This window comes from Enterobacter cloacae complex sp. ECC445 (assembly GCF_021892025.1).
In the GTDB taxonomy this organism is placed as follows: domain Bacteria; phylum Pseudomonadota; class Gammaproteobacteria; order Enterobacterales; family Enterobacteriaceae; genus Enterobacter; species Enterobacter chengduensis.
Map to the genome: position 1 here is coordinate 48,502 of NZ_JAKLRZ010000027.1, position 15,766 is coordinate 64,267.

Consider the following 15,766-nt stretch of genomic DNA (forward strand, 5'->3'; position numbering starts at 1 on the left):
CCCTTGTTCACAATTCCATTATTTCCGCTCACAAAACCATTGCCAGCCCATAACATCTGATTAACCATTCATTGTCATTAACCCTACAACACAACATTGGCAGGACCACTTTTACACAGACTGTGACGCAGAGTTGAGCGGAGACTCACCCGCAGCGCAGGCTGTCTGGTCCCCAGGAGACCTGCATGAGCCTCTGGCAACAAAACTACGACCCGGCCGGTAATATCTGGCTGTCGAGCCTGATCGCATCGCTTCCGATCCTGTTCTTCTTCTTTGCGCTGATTAAGCTCAAGCTGAAGGGCTATCTCGCCGCGACGTATACCGTTGCCATCGCCCTGCTGGTGGCGCTGTTCTTCTACAAAATGCCGGTCGATCGCGCGCTGGCCTCCGTCGTCTACGGTTTCTTCTACGGCCTGTGGCCGATTGCGTGGATCATCATCGCGGCGGTCTTTGTCTATAAAATCTCGGTGAAAACCGGGCAGTTCGACATCATCCGCTCGTCGATTCTCTCCATCACGCCGGACCAGCGCCTGCAGATGCTGATTGTCGGCTTCTCCTTTGGGGCGTTTCTGGAAGGGGCGGCAGGCTTTGGCGCACCGGTGGCGATCACCGCCGCGCTGCTGGTGGGCCTGGGCTTTAACCCGCTGTATGCCGCGGGCCTGTGCCTGATTGTGAACACCGCCCCGGTGGCGTTTGGCGCGATGGGTATTCCGATTCTGGTGGCCGGACAGGTTACCGGGCTGGACAGCTTCGAGATCGGCCAGATGGTTGGCCGTCAGCTGCCGTTCCTGACCATTATCGTGCTGTTCTGGATCATGGCGATTATGGACGGCTGGCGCGGCGTGAAGGAGACCTGGCCTGCGGTGATGGTGGCGGGCGGTTCGTTCGCGATTGCCCAGTACCTGAGTTCAAACTTCCTCGGCCCGGAGCTGCCGGACATTATCTCTTCGCTGGTCTCGCTGGTCTGTCTGACGCTGTTCCTGAAGCGCTGGCAGCCGGTGCGTATTTTCCGCTTCGCCGACATGGGCGCCTCGCAGGTCGATCAAACCCTGGCGCGCACGGGCTATACCGCTAGGCAGGTGATCCGCGCCTGGTCGCCGTTCCTGTTCCTGACCGCAACGGTCACCCTGTGGAGCATCCCGCCGTTTAAGGCCCTGTTTGCGCCGGGCGGGGCGCTGTACGACATGGTGATTAATATTTCCGTGCCGTTCCTCGACAAGATGGTTGCCCGCATGCCGCCGGTGGTGCACGCCGCCACGCCGTATGCCGCGGTCTATAAATTCGACTGGTTCTCCGCCACCGGGACCGCCATCCTGTTTGCCGCGATCCTTTCCGTAGTGTGGCTGCGCATGAAGCCTGCCGCCGCGGTGCAGACCTTTGCGGCGACCGTTAAAGAGCTGATGCTGCCGATTTACTCCATCGGCATGGTGCTGGCGTTCGCGTTTATCTCCAACTACTCCGGCCTGTCATCGACGCTGGCACTGGCGCTGGCGCATACCAGCCACGCCTTCACCTTCTTCTCGCCGTTCCTCGGCTGGCTGGGGGTGTTCCTGACCGGTTCCGATACCTCGTCTAACGCCCTGTTTACCGCGCTGCAGGCCACGGCGGCCCAGCAGATTGGCGTGTCGGACGTCCTGCTGGTGGCCGCGAACACCACCGGCGGCGTGACCGGAAAAATGATCTCTCCTCAATCCATCGCCATTGCCTGCGCGGCGGTGGGACTGGTCGGTAAAGAGTCGGATCTGTTCCGCTTTACCGTGAAGCACAGCCTGATATTCACCTGCATGGTCGGGGCGATCACCACCCTGCAGGCCTATGTCTTAACCTGGATGATCCCATGATAGTGATGCCCAGACGCCTGTCCGACGAGATTGCCTCTCGCGTGCGGGCGCTGATTGAAGAACAACAGCTGGAAGCGGGCATGAAGCTGCCCGCCGAACGCCAGCTCGCCGCCCAGCTTGGCGTGTCGCGCAATTCCCTGCGTGAGGCGCTGGCGACGCTGGTCAGTGAAGGGGTACTGGTAAGCCGTCGCGGCGGCGGCACCTTTGTGCGCTGGCAGCATGACGACTGGTCCGAGCAAAACATCGTTCAGCCGCTGAAAACGCTGATGGAGAACGACCCGGACTACAGCTTCGACATCCTTGAAGCGCGTCACGCCATCGAAACCAGCACCGCCTGGCACGCGGCCATGCGGGCAACCGACGCCGACAAGGAGAAACTCATCGCCTGCTTTGAGGCCACGCAAAGCAGCGACCCGGATATCGCCTCCCAGGCGGACGTCCGTTTTCACCTGGCGATTGCCGAGGCGTCGCACAACGTGGTGCTGCTCCAGACCATGCGCGGGTTCTTCGACCTGCTGCAATCCTCCGTGAAGCAGAGCCGCCAGCGCATGTATCTGGTTCCGCCGGTGTTTGCCCAGCTGACCGAACAGCACGAGGCGGTGCTCAACGCCATTCTGGCCGGTGATACTGAGGCCGCGCGCAAAGCGATGATGGCGCATCTCGGCTTCGTGCACACCACCATTAAACGATTCGATGAAGACCAGGCCCGACAGGCGCGTATTACCCGTCTGCCTGGCGACAGTGATATTTCCAGGGAGAACAAAGCATGATTATTTCAGCAGCCAGTGACTATCGCGCCGCGGCGCAGCGCATTTTGCCGCCGTTCCTGTTCCACTACATCGACGGCGGGGCGTATGCCGAATACACCCTGCGCCGCAACGTGGAAGATCTGTCTGAGGTGGCTCTGCGCCAGCGCGTGCTGAAGAATATGTCTGACCTGAGCCTTGAGACGAAACTGTTTAACGAAACGCTTGCCATGCCCGTGGCGCTCGCGCCCGTAGGCCTGTGCGGCATGTATGCCCGCAGAGGGGAAGTTCAGGCGGCAGCGGCGGCAGATGCCAAAGGCATTCCGTTTACCCTCTCTACCGTCTCGGTTTGCCCGATTGAAGAGGTCGCCCCGACCATCAAGCGGCCAATGTGGTTCCAGCTGTACGTGCTGCGCGATCGCGGCTTTATGCGTAACGCGCTCGAGCGCGCCAAAGCCGCGGGCTGCTCCACGCTGGTCTTTACCGTTGATATGCCAACCCCCGGCGCGCGCTATCGCGACGCGCACTCCGGCATGAGCGGCCCGAACGCCGCCCTGCGCCGCTACTGGCAGGCGGTGACGCATCCGCAGTGGGCGTGGGATGTGGGTCTGAACGGACGTCCGCACGATCTGGGCAATATCTCGGCTTACCTCGGTAAACCGACCGGGCTGGAAGATTACATCGGCTGGCTGGCGAACAACTTCGATCCGTCCATCTCCTGGAAAGACCTGGAGTGGATCCGCGAATTCTGGGACGGCCCGATGGTGATCAAAGGGATCCTCGATCCGGAAGATGCCCGCGACGCGGTACGCTTTGGCGCAGACGGGATTGTGGTCTCAAACCACGGCGGACGCCAGCTTGACGGGGTACTCTCCTCCGCATGCGCCCTGCCGGCCATCGCCGATGCGGTGAAAGGCGATATCGCCATCCTGGCCGACAGCGGGATCCGCAGCGGACTGGACGTGGTGCGCATGATTGCGCTCGGCGCCGACAGCGTGCTGCTGGGACGCGCGTATCTGTACGCGCTGGCGACGGCGGGTCAGGCAGGCGTGGCGAACCTGCTTAACCTGATCGAAAAAGAGATGAAGGTGGCGATGACGCTGACCGGCGCGAAGACGATTAGCGAAATCAGCAAAGACTCTCTGGTGCAGGAGTTAAGCAAATTACCGGCGGCGCTGGCCCCGCTTGCTCAGGGAAACGCGGCTTAAATCTCCCCTCGTTAACCCCTCTTTCTTACGCGTCCGATCTCCCCTCGGGCGCTTTTTTTATGTCGAAAATAACATCCAGATAACATATTAGATAAGAAAATTTGACATCCACCTGCCGTCCGCAATTGTATAGACAAGCAAATACAAGAACACAAAAACAACATCACATCGAAGGGGAGCGTATGACGTATTCAGGCAAGGTGGATATTCAGCAGGTAATCGATGAGAGCCCCTTTTCGGGGTTTCACTGGCTGCTCATTGTGCTGGGCTTTCTGGTTCTGGCGATCGACGGCTTTGATACGGCGGCAATGGGCTACATCGCGCCTACGCTGTCGGCGGAATGGGGGATCCACAAACAGGATCTGGGCCCGGTGCTGAGCGCGGCGCTGCTGGGGCTGTCGCTGGGTGCGCTGGTCGCCGGTCCGGTATCGGACCGGATCGGACGCAAGCGCGTGCTGGTCTTTTCCTGCCTGTTCTTCGGTCTTGCAAGCCTGGGGACGGCCTGGGCGCAAAGCCTGAATACCCTGACGCTGTGGCGGTTTCTGACGGGCCTGGGGCTCGGTGCCGCCATGCCGAACGCCATCACGCTTATCTCCGAGTTCGCCCCCCAGCGCTGCCGCGCCATGGCGATTAATACCATGTACTGCGGCTTCCCTCTCGGTGCGGCGGGCGGCGGGGCGATCTCGTCCTGGCTTATCCCCCACCACGGCTGGCGAAGCGTGCTGCTGACCGGCGCGATTGCCCCGCTGATTTTAACGCTGCTGCTGGCGCTGCTGTTGCCGGAGTCGGTGAAGTTTCTGGTGCAGCGCGGGAAGGACGTCATGCAGGTCCGCCGAATTGCCAGCCGCTTCGCCCGCAGCACCCTGGAGAGCGTCACGGGCTTTTTCCTGGCGGAGGAGAAGGTCGCCTCTAAAAAAGGGAGCGTGTCGCAGCTGTTTTCCATGCCCTGGCTGCCCGGTACCCTGATGCTGTGGGTAACCTACTTTATGGGGCTGGTCATTTACTACGTCCTGCTGAGCTGGATGCCGACGCTGATGCAGGGGATGGGCTATGCCCTGGCGGAATCCGCCTGGCTCACCTCGCTGTTCACCTTCGGCGGTACCGCAGGCATTCTGCTCGCGGGCTGGATGATGGATCGCTGGGAGGCACACAAAGTGGTCGCGGGTGGCTTTGTGCTAACGATGGGCCTTATCCTGCTACTGGGCATTGAGCATAATCATATCGCCCTGTTTGGCGGGCTGATCTTCCTGATGGGGATCGCGATGAACGGCGCGCAGTCGGGCATGCAGACCCTGGCCGCCACCTTCTACCCTACCGAGTGCCGCGCGACGGGCATCGCCTGGATGCAGGGGATCGGCCGCTTTGGCGGCGTGGCGGGCACCATGACCAGCGCCCAGCTGCTTTCCATGCAGTGGCAGGCAGACAGTATTTTAATGATCCTCAGCGTACCCGCTCTTGTGGCCGCAGCGGCAACCGTCTACAAAATGCTGTACAGCCGCTCGCAGGAGCCCGGCGTCGCGTAGTTCCGCTCTTTTCTGCTATTCTGCCCCCGCAATTAAGGGGGCAGCATGCTTAACATCGTTTTATTCGAACCAGAAATTCCGCCGAACACCGGCAACATCATCCGCCTGTGCGCCAACACCGGCTTTCGCCTGCACATCATTGAGCCGATGGGCTTTACGTGGGACGACAAGCGCCTGCGCCGCGCGGGGCTGGATTATCATGAATTTACCGCCGTGGTTCGCCACCGCGATTACGCCGCGTTTCTGGAAGCCGAGCAGCCGCAGCGCATGTTCGCCCTGACTACCAAAGGCACGCCAGCGCACAGCGCCGTAAGCTATCAGGCAGGTGATTATCTGATGTTTGGCCCGGAAACCCGCGGCCTGCCGGCCACGATTCTGGATGCCCTGCCCGCCGAGCAGAAAATTCGTATTCCGATGATGCCGGACAGCCGCAGCATGAACCTGTCGAACGCGGTGTCGGTGGTGGTGTATGAAGCCTGGCGCCAGCTGGGGTATCCCGGCGCCGTATTAAGGTAGGCCCGGTAAGCGCAGCGCCACCGGGCAAAATCTCAGATGCCGTCACCATACTCAAAGGTATGGTGAATGCCGTTGAAGTGCTGATCCATATCCATGGACGGCTTATCGCTGTCTGGCTTACCGACGATGCGCGCCGGTACGCCAGCGGCGGTGGTGTGCGGCGGCACCGGCTGGAGCACAACCGACCCTGCGCCAATCTTCGCGCCGCGTCCGACTTCGATATTGCCGAGGATTTTGGCTCCCGCGCCAATCATCACCCCTTCACGAATTTTCGGATGGCGATCGCCGCTGGTTTTACCGGTACCGCCAAGGGTAACCGACTGCAGGATCGAGACGTCATCTTCAATCACCGCCGTTTCACCCACAACAATGCCGGTGGCGTGGTCGAGCATGATCCCACGGCCAATTTTCGCCGCCGGGTGAATATCGACCTGGAAGGTCACGGAAACCTGGTTTTGCAGGAAGATCGCCAGCGCGCGGCGGCCTTCATTCCACAGCCAGTGGCCGATGCGGTAAGCCTGCAGGGCGTGGAAGCCTTTCAGGTACAGCAGCGGCGTAGAATATTTATCGACCGCCGGGTCACGGGTGCGTACGGCCTGGATATCACAGGCGGCAGAGGCGATCATTTCCGGGTCAGCGGCGTAAGCCTCTTCCACCACTTCACGAATGGCGATAGCAGGCATGATTGAGGACGCCAGCTTGTTGGCAAGCATGTAGCTTAGCGCGCTGCCGAGGTTTTCGTGCTTGAGTAGCGTTGCGTGGTAGAAACTGGCCAGCATAGGCTCGCAGTCGGCCAGCGCCCGGGCTTCGGCTTTTATATTGTTCCAGACGATATCCAGTTCTTCACACGGCATTGCTTACTCCAGACGATAGTTAATGACCAGCCAGTTCTGCGCTGGCTGGGTCATTCAGGTGACAACGTTTCCGACTAGTTACTGCTGCGCTCGTCCTTGCGCGCACGACCTAATAAGGTCAATGCTGCCTCGCGCGCATTTTTTCCGCAATACAATACCTGATAAATTTCCTCGGTTATTGGCATTTCGACACCAAAACGGTGCGCCAGCTCGCGGACTTCTTTGGTATTGCGGTAGCCTTCAACCACCTGACCAATCTTCTCCTGCGCGCCTTTTACATCGCTGCCCTGTCCGAGCATCATGCCAAAGCGGCGGTTACGAGACTGGTTGTCGGTACAGGTCAGCACCAGATCGCCCAGGCCCGCCATCCCCATAAAGGTGGACGGATCGGCACCCAGCGCTTCGCCCAGGCGCGACATTTCGGTCAGCCCTCGAGTGATCAGCGCCGTACGGGCGTTGGCACCAAAACCAATGCCGTCGGACATCCCGGCGCCAATCGCAATCACGTTCTTCACCGCGCCGCCCAGCTGCACGCCGATAAAATCGGGGTTGCTGTAAACGCGGAAGCTCTTGCCGCAGTGCAGCAACTGCTGGAGATCGTCGGAGAAAGCCGGATCGGTTGAGGCCAGTGAAATTGCCGTCGGCAGGCCAGCGGCCAGCTCTTTGGCAAAGGTCGGGCCGGAAATGACTGCCAGCGGGATCGCATCGCCCAGCGCTTCGCGGGCAACGTCCTGCAGCAGGCGTCCGGTTTCGGCTTCCAGTCCTTTTGTCGCCCAGACAATGCGCGCATCCGGGCGCATCAGCGGCTTAATCTGACGGAGCACGTCGCCAAAAACATGGCTCGGCACCACAATCAGAATGTTGCGGCTGGCCGCCAGCGCGGTCGCGAGGTCGCTTTCAAGGTGCAGGGAGTCAGGGAACGGAACGTCCGGGAGAAACGCGACGTTGCAACGATCGCGCTGCAGCGTGGCGATATGTTTTGGGTCGTGGCCCCACAGGACCACGTCGTGACCATTTCTTGCCAGCGTGATGGCAAGAGCGGTGCCGTATGAACCGGCACCGATCACAGTCATTGACGCATTAACAGTGCTCATCAGGCATCCTGATGTTGTTCAGCACCTTCGCCAGCCTGCTGCTGCAGATAGTTCATGAACAGTGCATCAAAGTTCACTGGCGCAAGGTTCAGTTGCGGGAATGTACCGCGAGAAACCAGGCTGGTGATGCATTCACGCGCATACGGGAACAGAATGTTCGGGCAGTACGCGCCCAGGCAATGCGCCATCTGGTTGCCTTCAATACCGCCGATAGAGAAGATACCGCCCTGCTGAACTTCACACAGGAAAGCCGTTTCTTCGCCCAGAGAAGCGGTGACGGTCACACGCAGCACGACTTCATACACGTCATCCGCCAGTTGGGTAGATGCGGTATCCAGATCAAGTTTAACCTCTGGCTGCCAATCTTTCTGGAAAACGTGTGGCGCATTTGGCGCTTCGAAAGAGACATCTTTGGTGTAGATACGCTGGATCTGGAAAGTCATCTCGGTGTTGTTTTGTTCTGACATGGAAATACCCTTTTTAATTGTCCTAAAGTCTCTTAGCCCAGCAGCGGATCGAGTCCACCACGGGCGTCGAGCGCATACAAGTCATCACAGCCGCCAATGTGCTGCGCATCAATAAAAATCTGTGGAACCGTCGTACGACCACTACGTTGAATCATCTCTTCGCGTTTGATCGCGTCACCGTCGATCGGCAGCTCCTGGAACGTAACGCCTTTGCTGTTCAGAAGCGCTTTCGCACGATGGCAGAACGGGCACGTCGCTTTGGTATAGATCTCAATATGGGCCATGACTGAACTCCTTATTTACCGCGCACCAAAGGAAGATTTTCCCCGCTCCAGCCGGAAATACCTTCTTTCAGCACCGTTACGTTTTCGAAGCCTGCTTTATGAAGCGCGCTGGCAGATTCCTGTGCCTGCATGCCGGTCGCATCCACAACGATAATCGGCTGGGCTTTGTGCTTTTCAAGCTCACCGACGTTGTTCGCTTTGATTTCCGCTGGCAGCAGGTTGATTGCGCCCGCAATGTGACCTTTACGGAAATCGTCACGCTGACGCAGATCGACCACGACGGCATCTTCTTTGTTAATCAGACGCGTCGCTTCACCACGGGTGATAACCTTAATCTTAGACGTCAGGCTCTTAAATGTGGTGAACAGCACAGCAGCCAGCAGGCCAATCCACGCGATGCTCAGAACCGGATGGCGGCTAACGAATTGCATAATTTCTTGCATGGAGGGTAACTACTCCCGACTAAGTGATAAAAAAACCAGGACAGGAGTATACCTGTGCGTTCTGGCAAATACAGCCAGCGACCCTAACCTAATCCATTTTCTGCGGCATGCCACCTAAAAAAATGCCTCAAAATGGTCTGGTCAGCACCTTGCCTCCGCGCTTTCTTTGATCTTCTGCGGCTATTTGATCGATTCAGCTGTAGTAAAATTACGCAAATTTTGACTCTTGAGCATGAGGTTGTCGCAATGTCGGTTTCTAAAAAACCTATGGTACTGGTGATTCTGGATGGCTATGGCTACCGTGAAGACAGCCAGGATAACGCTATTTTCAACGCCAAAACCCCTGTCATGGATGCGCTGTGGGCGAAACGTCCGCATACGCTGATTGACGCGTCTGGCCTGGAAGTGGGCCTGCCGGACCGCCAGATGGGCAACTCCGAAGTCGGTCACGTAAACCTGGGTGCCGGGCGTATTGTGTATCAGGACCTGACGCGTCTGGACGTTGAAATCAAAGAACGCACCTTCTTCTCCAACCCAACGCTGACTGGCGCGGTTGATAAAGCCGTTGCCGCTGGCAAGGCCGTTCATATTATGGGCCTGCTCTCTGCCGGCGGGGTTCACAGCCACGAAGATCACATCATGGCGATGGTTGAACTGGCCGCTGAACGCGGTGCGGAAAAAATCTATCTGCACGCCTTCCTGGACGGTCGCGATACGCCACCGCGCAGCGCAAAAGGCTCTCTGCAAGCCTTCGAAGAGAAATTCGCCGCGCTGGGTAAAGGCCGCGTCGCCTCCATCATTGGTCGTTACTACGCCATGGACCGCGACAACCGCTGGGATCGCGTTGAACAGGCCTATGACCTGTTGACCCTGGCAAAAGGTGAATTCCAGTTCGCGACCGCCGTTGAAGCCCTGGAAGCGGCTTATGCACGTGATGAAAACGACGAATTCGTGAAAGCCTCCGTGATTCGCGCTGAAGGCCAGGCCGATGCCGCCATGGAAGACGGCGACGCGCTGATCTTCATGAACTTCCGCGCTGACCGCGCGCGCGAAATCACCCGTGCGTTCGTCAACAGCGACTTCGACGGCTTCGCCCGCAAGAAAGTGGTAAACCTCGACTTCATCCAGTTGACCGAATATGCGGCAGACATCAAAGCGCCTTGCGCGTATCCACCCGCCTCGCTGGCCAATACCTTCGGCGAATGGATGGCGAAGAACGACAAAACGCAGCTGCGTATTTCCGAAACGGAAAAATACGCGCACGTCACCTTCTTCTTTAACGGCGGCGTTGAAGAACCGTTCAAAGGCGAAGACCGCATTCTGATCAACTCCCCGAAAGTGGCCACCTACGACCTGCAGCCAGAAATGAGCTCTGCCGAGCTGACGGAAAAACTGGTTGCGGCGATCGAGAGCGGTAAGTACGACACCATTATCTGTAACTATCCTAACGGCGACATGGTCGGTCATACCGGGGTGATGGAAGCGGCGGTGAAAGCGGTTGAAGCGCTGGACCACTGCGTTGAGCAGGTGGCGAAAGCGGTTGAATCCGTTGGCGGCCAGCTGCTGATCACCGCGGACCACGGTAACGCTGAACAGATGCGCGACCCGGCGACCGGCCAGGCGCACACCGCCCACACCAACCTGCCCGTTCCGCTGATTTATGTGGGTGATAAATCACTGAAAGCAGTGGAAGGCGGCAAGCTTTCTGACATCGCGCCAACCATGCTGTCGCTGATGGGTATGCCGATCCCTGAAGAGATGACTGGTAAGCCGCTGTTCATCGTGGAATAATCGCTCCCCATGAGGGGAAAGGCGATTTTTTCAATCACATGGGTCGTGAAGCCGCTTAGGTTATCAGTCAGGCCTCTGTTTTACGCCAGCGCGCTCAGCGCTGGCGTATTGCTGTGCGCCGCATCTGCCCACGCGGATGACCGCGACCAGCTGAAATCCATTCAGGCCGATATCGCCGCCAAAGAGCGCGCGGTACGCCAGCAGCAACAGCAGCGCGCCGCCCTGCTCGCCCAGCTTAAGCAGCAGGAAGAGGCCATCTCCGCCGCCACGCGAAAACTTCGTGAAACGCAAAATACCCTCGCCCAGTTGAATAAGCAGATCGACGAGATGAATGCGTCAATTGCCAAACTGGAGCGCCAGCGTGATGCGCAGGAGCGCAACCTTGCCGCTCAGCTAGATGCCGCATTCCGTCAGGGTGAACATACCGGACTCCAGCTGATACTCAGCGGTGAAGAGAGCCAGCGTGGCCAGCGCCTGCAGGCCTACTTTGGCTACCTCAACCAGGCGCGTCAGGAGACGATCGCGCAGCTGAAGCAGACGCGTGAAGAGGTCTCCACGCAAAAAGCCGAGCTGGAAGAGAAGCAGAGCCAGCAGCAAACGCTGCTCTACGATCAGCAGGCCCAGCAGGCAAAGCTTGAGCAGGCGCGCAACGAGCGTAAGAAAACCCTTTCCGGCCTTGAATCCTCCATTCAGGAAGGCCAAAGCCAGCTGAGCGAAATGCGCGCCAACGAATCAAAACTGCGTAACAGCATCGCCCGTGCGGAAGCGGCGGCGAAAGCGCGCGCCGAAAAAGAGGCTCGCGAGGCGCAGGCCGTTCGCGACAAGCAGCAGGAAGCGTCCCGCAAAGGGACGACCTACAAGCCAAGCGAGAGCGAACGTTCCCTGATGTCGCGTACCGGTGGTTTGGGCTCTCCTCGCGGTCAGGCTTTCTGGCCCGTTCGTGGTTCAATTCTGCATCGCTATGGCGAACAGCTGCAGGGTGAGCTACGTTGGAAAGGGATCGTTATCGGCGCGTCTGAAGGTAGCGAAGTGAAAGCCATTGCCGATGGCCGCGTGATTCTGGCCGACTGGCTGCAGGGTTACGGCCTTGTGGTGGTGGTCGAACACGGTAAAGGCGACATGAGCCTTTACGGCTACAACCAGAGCGCGCTGGTCAGCGTCGGCACGCAGGTGCGCGCGGGCCAACCCATCGCCCTTGTGGGCAGCAGTGGCGGTCAGGGCCGCCCGTCACTCTATTTCGAAATTCGTCGCCAGGGTCAGGCGGTCAATCCACAGCCGTGGTTGGGAAGATAAGTTTTGCTTCAATTTCGTCGATTCATTTTCTCCGTCGTCAGCGCGCTGGCGCTGGCTGCACCGGTATACGCAGGTAAACTCGCCATCGTGATTGATGACTTCGGTTATCGTCCACATTATGAAAATCAGGTGCTGGCGATGCCGTCGGCCATCTCCGTTGCCGTCCTTCCGAATGCCCCCCACGCACATGAGATGGCGACCAAAGCCCACAACAGAGGGCACCAGGTGCTGATCCACCTGCCCATGGCGCCGCTCAGCAAGCAGCCGCTGGAAAAAGACACCCTGCGCCCGGATATGAGCAGCGATGAGATCGAGCGCATCATTCGCGACGCCTACAACAAAGTGCCGTATGCCGTGGGCCTGAACAACCATATGGGCAGCGCGATGACGTCCAGCCTGTACGGGATGCTCAAAGTGATGCAGGCGCTGGAGCGTTACAATCTCTACTTCCTCGACAGCATGACCATCGGCAACAGCCAGGCGATGCGTGCCGCTCAGGGTACGGGCGTCAAGGTGATTAAGCGCAAGGTGTTCCTGGATGATACCCAGAACGAAGCCGATATCCGCATGCAGTTTAATCGCGCGGTACAGCTGGCCCGCCGCAATGGCTCAGCCATTGCTATCGGTCACCCACACCCGTCTACCGTTCGCGTCCTGCAGCAGATGCTGCCGACCTTGCCTGCGGATATCACGCTGGTGCGTCCGAGCGATCTGCTCAATGAGCCGCAGGTCGATACGTCTCGCCCGGGTAGCGCACAACCACCCGCAACGCAGCCGCGTAACCCGTTCCGCGGCGTGAAGCGCTGTGCACCGAAGCAGCCGCCAGAACCGGTCTATGCGACCCGCTTCTTCTCTGTGATTGGTGAAAGCGTGAGCCAGAGTACGCTGGTGCAATATTTCCAGCATCAGTGGCAGGGATGGGGTAAGAAAGCCTGACGCTTATTTCGCAATCTGAGAGTCCGTCTGCTCCCGGGCGGCGGACTCGCGTTCATCTTGATACTGATACCAGGCTTTGAAATATTTTAAAAAACTGTACAAGGTGGCATAGAGTCCCGTCACCACCCCAACTTTTCCCTGCCGCCATGCCCCGCTAAACAGATACCATTTAAAGAAAGCTCCAATAGCACTCGCCACACCACGTGCGATTGACGGCCTGAGCGTCTGATTTTTTACGACTCGGGTGGTATAGACATTTAGCTTATTTAACACTTCATGTAGGGAATAAAATGTGTCGTGCCGAACATGGCCTGGTATGCGCGTTACTTGCGCCGCACCTATCGCCTTATCATCCACTGGTCGATTGTTAAATCTGGCGTACTGACGGTTGAACAATCTTAATGGGAAATCTGGAGAAGAAATCGGATAGATGGTTCGCGTTCTCTCTCCTAAGACATACCAGTAACGTGAAAGGCTCCAGCCGCAATCAGCAGGAGGCTCCTCTCCAGACTTTAACCCCAAGATATACTGAACGGTTTCCTCATCAAGAATTTCATCACTGTCCATACATAACACCCAGTCGTTAGATGACCGGGAAATAGCAATATTCATCTGCTCGCCGTGCATTGCATACGGATGAAATATTGGCGTAATGGCAAATTCCTTAAGGATGACTAACGTCTCATCTGAACTACCAGAATCTACAACAATAAATTCATCTGCAATCCTGATTAACGGAGTTAAAACCTTATGTAATAATCGAGCAGAGTTATATGTCAAAAGACATACGGTTAATTTAAACATGTGGTCTCCTGAACTCAGTCAAGTCACTCCTGACAAGATAGTTCCTGCTATCACTGTTGTCACTTCCGGATCTGTACCTTATTTGTTATTTTTCAAGAAAAAGCATGCATGCCTCACGTTGATCAATAAAAACTCTGTGCTGCGTTGATTGCCTCATAAAAACGACGGGGGTCAAAGAGCAATAAAACTCATTAAGTCATTGTTTAATAATAATAAAATCATCGCCGCTCAGCTCTATTTCCGCAGTCTTTTCTTTTCGGTGGCGTTAAGATTATACTACCCACAGTAAAATGCTTAATTTGGCTTAGCGTGGTTATGAAAAAAATAATTGGTTATTTCAAGGAAATTAACAGACAGCGAAACTATAAAACGAAAGAACTAAAAAGACGGCTAAAGTTACTTTCATTATCACGACAACTACAAGATAAGCGAAAAGAAAAAATTGACGTATCCAGCGTTAAGAAAATCCTTTTCCCTTTCGTTGATCTTGGAATTGGCGATGCGGTATGTCACACGGGAATCTGGCGTAACCTGAAAGATGCAGGCTATCAACTTCAGGTCATCGTTGAAGAGCGAAATCGCGATCTCTTCGAAAAAATGACGGATATTGATGAAGTTTATGTTGTCGATATCAACAATATCAAAGCAATGAAATATATCGAGACAGACCTTGTGATAAGTCATTATTCATGGATGAAAAGGAAGGAATTATTTAATACCCAAATTTTAGCGAAGATCCATTATAAATATGCGATTGGATTTGGTGGCTGGCTGGAAAAGCCTTATAACTTAATGCTGCCTATCAGTTGTGAGTTTCATATAACCTATCCACAAAAGAAAATTCTTAACGCCCTTAACGTTAAGCCAGAATTCCTTCGTTACTCGTTACCTGTTTTACCAGAACATGAGGATTTCATAGACAATTATCTACAGCCGCATTCAGGAAAAAAGATCGTTGTGCTTAACCCATTCGCGAGCGTCGCGGAACGGAGTCTTTCGCAACCTCAACTGGAAAAACTGGCGAATGATATTGCGCAGTACCCGGATGCTCAAGTCTTTATCATTGGTGAAGGTAAAAAACTGGCGGATCTTACTTTCGATGATGAGAAAATTACTGTGTGTCGCTTTAAATCGCTTTGGGATGCCATCACGCTGATTAAAAAAGCCGATTTGGTGGTCTCCGTTGATACAGCCATCGTTCATATCTCCTGTGCATATGACAAAAAACTCATTGCCATCTATTTTTCGATGCTGCTGGATCACAATAAAAACTTTGAGGGCAATACTATTTTCTCACCTGTTGGTGAGAACTCAGAGCAGCTGATTTATGATAAGCGCCACAATAAAATTAACATTGATGATATTTCATCAAAAGTACTGAGTAAACTTAATTAGAGGGGTTATCCTAACTAATAAAGAGCCTCAGGACTGAGGGATCCCCAGAAACATCATTAGTACACCATGATAATGTTTCGATAGGCCCTCGCTATATCGGCATATACCCTGTCGGGGTTCATCCCCGACAGGAGCCCCGCGACTGCCGCATGACATTAATGACCTGCTTATTTTTGCCGATGGCGACAGCCATCTGATCGAGAAAGGCATTTTGCACGGCAGAGTTGTTCTGGTAGCGGGAGGAAATGACTTTACTCATCCGATGGTTAGCTCTGCCATCACACAACAGACTTGCCCGCAAAACACTGAGTTCGGATGAAGGATAGCCACTCCAGTCCACGTCAATGACACAAAATGAAAGGCTGTGCATAAAGCGGGATATAAGTTGCTGATAGACGGAGGCAATATCACTGCACATCAGGCCGCTGTTGAGGTGCCGTTCAACACGCTTAATCTTGTGCTTAACAGGTGCAGGGACTGGCTGAAAAATTTATGACAAACTTGTGAAGCAGGCATAGAGGAGTGTTCTTACTTTTCATAGCCTGCTTTATTGGGAACATTTATAATCTTG

15 protein-coding genes and 1 pseudogene are annotated in these 15,766 nt (G+C 55.9%); 9 read left to right on the top strand and 7 right to left on the bottom strand.

The annotated features are described in order from the left end of the window. Window positions 1-185: 185 nt before the first annotated feature. The 5 genes from lldP (at window position 186) to trmL (ending at window position 5,834) form a co-directional block, all read left to right on the top strand. The gene (gene lldP / locus L6R44_RS19435; RefSeq protein WP_237425152.1) at window positions 186-1,841 is read left to right on the top strand and encodes an L-lactate permease; all 1,656 of its coding nucleotides are present in this window, start codon (window positions 186-188) and stop codon (window positions 1,839-1,841) included. Continuing rightward, window positions 1,838-2,611: a transcriptional regulator LldR gene (gene lldR / locus L6R44_RS19440; protein WP_237425153.1), complete on the top strand. Its 774-nt coding sequence runs from the start codon at window positions 1,838-1,840 to the stop codon at window positions 2,609-2,611. Before lldP ends, lldR begins: the two co-directional genes overlap by 4 nt. Then, complete coding sequence (lldD, locus tag L6R44_RS19445; RefSeq protein ID WP_237425154.1) at window positions 2,608-3,795, top strand: FMN-dependent L-lactate dehydrogenase LldD; 1,188 nt, start codon at window positions 2,608-2,610, stop codon at window positions 3,793-3,795. The genes lldR and lldD overlap by 4 nt, the downstream gene beginning before the upstream one ends. 182 nt (window positions 3,796-3,977) lie before the next feature. Then, window positions 3,978-5,318: an MFS transporter gene (locus L6R44_RS19450; protein ID WP_237425155.1), complete on the top strand. Its 1,341-nt coding sequence runs from the start codon at window positions 3,978-3,980 to the stop codon at window positions 5,316-5,318. Window positions 5,319-5,363: 45 nt separating this feature from the next. Continuing rightward, a complete protein-coding gene (gene trmL / locus L6R44_RS19455) occupies window positions 5,364-5,834 on the top strand; it encodes a tRNA (uridine(34)/cytosine(34)/5-carboxymethylaminomethyluridine(34)-2'-O)-methyltransferase TrmL (protein ID WP_237425156.1) in 471 nt (156 codons plus the stop codon). Window positions 5,835-5,866: 32 nt separating this feature from the next. On the opposite strand, the gene cysE is transcribed toward trmL, so the two are convergent. From cysE to L6R44_RS19480, 5 genes are all read right to left on the bottom strand, one after another. Beyond that, the gene (cysE, locus tag L6R44_RS19460) at window positions 5,867-6,688 is read right to left on the bottom strand and encodes a serine O-acetyltransferase (RefSeq protein ID WP_008502718.1); all 822 of its coding nucleotides are present in this window, start codon (window positions 6,686-6,688) and stop codon (window positions 5,867-5,869) included. A gap of 74 nt (window positions 6,689-6,762) precedes the next feature. Further along, window positions 6,763-7,782, bottom strand: coding sequence for an NAD(P)H-dependent glycerol-3-phosphate dehydrogenase (gene gpsA, locus L6R44_RS19465; protein WP_032644431.1), 1,020 nt, complete (start codon window positions 7,780-7,782; stop codon window positions 6,763-6,765). Beyond that, window positions 7,782-8,249 carry a protein-export chaperone SecB gene (gene secB / locus L6R44_RS19470; protein ID WP_003860835.1) on the bottom strand — a complete coding sequence of 156 codons (468 nt, stop codon included), beginning with the start codon at window positions 8,247-8,249 and terminating at the stop codon, window positions 7,782-7,784. Before secB ends, gpsA begins: the two co-directional genes overlap by 1 nt. A gap of 32 nt (window positions 8,250-8,281) precedes the next feature. Then, on the bottom strand, window positions 8,282-8,533 hold the full coding sequence (grxC, locus tag L6R44_RS19475) for a glutaredoxin 3 (RefSeq protein WP_032644430.1): 252 nt from the start codon (window positions 8,531-8,533) through the stop codon (window positions 8,282-8,284). Between the two features lie 11 nt (window positions 8,534-8,544). Continuing rightward, window positions 8,545-8,976: a rhodanese-like domain-containing protein gene (locus L6R44_RS19480; protein ID WP_023309913.1), complete on the bottom strand. Its 432-nt coding sequence runs from the start codon at window positions 8,974-8,976 to the stop codon at window positions 8,545-8,547. Between the two features lie 246 nt (window positions 8,977-9,222). Between L6R44_RS19480 and gpmM the strand changes: the two genes are divergently transcribed. The 3 genes from gpmM to L6R44_RS19495 are packed head-to-tail and all read left to right on the top strand — an operon-like array spanning window position 9,223 to window position 12,996. Beyond that, entirely contained in the window at window positions 9,223-10,767 is a 1,545-nt protein-coding gene (gene gpmM, locus L6R44_RS19485) for a 2,3-bisphosphoglycerate-independent phosphoglycerate mutase (RefSeq protein ID WP_032644428.1), read from the top strand. A gap of 33 nt (window positions 10,768-10,800) precedes the next feature. Beyond that, a complete protein-coding gene (gene envC, locus L6R44_RS19490) occupies window positions 10,801-12,060 on the top strand; it encodes a murein hydrolase activator EnvC (protein ID WP_229267856.1) in 1,260 nt (419 codons plus the stop codon). Window positions 12,061-12,063: 3 nt separating this feature from the next. Then, entirely contained in the window at window positions 12,064-12,996 is a 933-nt protein-coding gene (locus L6R44_RS19495) for a divergent polysaccharide deacetylase family protein (protein ID WP_237425157.1), read from the top strand. A gap of 3 nt (window positions 12,997-12,999) precedes the next feature. On the opposite strand, the gene L6R44_RS19500 is transcribed toward L6R44_RS19495, so the two are convergent. After that, entirely contained in the window at window positions 13,000-13,800 is an 801-nt protein-coding gene (locus L6R44_RS19500) for a glycosyltransferase family 2 protein (RefSeq protein WP_237425158.1), read from the bottom strand. Window positions 13,801-14,115: 315 nt separating this feature from the next. On the opposite strand from L6R44_RS19500, the gene L6R44_RS19505 reads away from it, so the two are divergent. Then, complete coding sequence (locus L6R44_RS19505; protein WP_237425159.1) at window positions 14,116-15,195, top strand: glycosyltransferase family 9 protein; 1,080 nt, start codon at window positions 14,116-14,118, stop codon at window positions 15,193-15,195. Between the two features lie 151 nt (window positions 15,196-15,346). Here L6R44_RS19505 and L6R44_RS19510 read toward each other — a convergent pair. After that, window positions 15,347-15,682, bottom strand: a pseudogene (locus L6R44_RS19510) (IS4 family transposase); the annotation flags it as partial. Between the last annotated feature and the right edge of the window lie 84 nt (window positions 15,683-15,766).

What these genes read in the sequence shown, in the direction of transcription:
- lldR (WP_237425153.1), top strand. Translation starts at nt 1,838, where the DNA reads ATGATAGTGATGCCCAGACGCCTGTCCGACGAGATTGCCTCTCGCGTG.
- trmL (WP_237425156.1), top strand. Translation starts at nt 5,364, where the DNA reads ATGCTTAACATCGTTTTATTCGAACCAGAAATTCCGCCGAACACCGGC.
- L6R44_RS19505 (WP_237425159.1), top strand. Translation starts at nt 14,116, where the DNA reads ATGAAAAAAATAATTGGTTATTTCAAGGAAATTAACAGACAGCGAAAC.
- L6R44_RS19480 (WP_023309913.1), bottom strand. Translation starts at nt 8,976, where the DNA reads ATGCAAGAAATTATGCAATTCGTTAGCCGCCATCCGGTTCTGAGCATC.
- gpmM (WP_032644428.1), top strand. Translation starts at nt 9,223, where the DNA reads ATGTCGGTTTCTAAAAAACCTATGGTACTGGTGATTCTGGATGGCTAT.
- L6R44_RS19450 (WP_237425155.1), top strand. Translation starts at nt 3,978, where the DNA reads ATGACGTATTCAGGCAAGGTGGATATTCAGCAGGTAATCGATGAGAGC.
- lldP (WP_237425152.1), top strand. Translation starts at nt 186, where the DNA reads ATGAGCCTCTGGCAACAAAACTACGACCCGGCCGGTAATATCTGGCTG.
- gpsA (WP_032644431.1), bottom strand. Translation starts at nt 7,782, where the DNA reads ATGAGCACTGTTAATGCGTCAATGACTGTGATCGGTGCCGGTTCATAC.
- cysE (WP_008502718.1), bottom strand. Translation starts at nt 6,688, where the DNA reads ATGCCGTGTGAAGAACTGGATATCGTCTGGAACAATATAAAAGCCGAA.
- grxC (WP_032644430.1), bottom strand. Translation starts at nt 8,533, where the DNA reads ATGGCCCATATTGAGATCTATACCAAAGCGACGTGCCCGTTCTGCCAT.
- lldD (WP_237425154.1), top strand. Translation starts at nt 2,608, where the DNA reads ATGATTATTTCAGCAGCCAGTGACTATCGCGCCGCGGCGCAGCGCATT.
- secB (WP_003860835.1), bottom strand. Translation starts at nt 8,249, where the DNA reads ATGTCAGAACAAAACAACACCGAGATGACTTTCCAGATCCAGCGTATC.
- L6R44_RS19500 (WP_237425158.1), bottom strand. Translation starts at nt 13,800, where the DNA reads ATGTTTAAATTAACCGTATGTCTTTTGACATATAACTCTGCTCGATTA.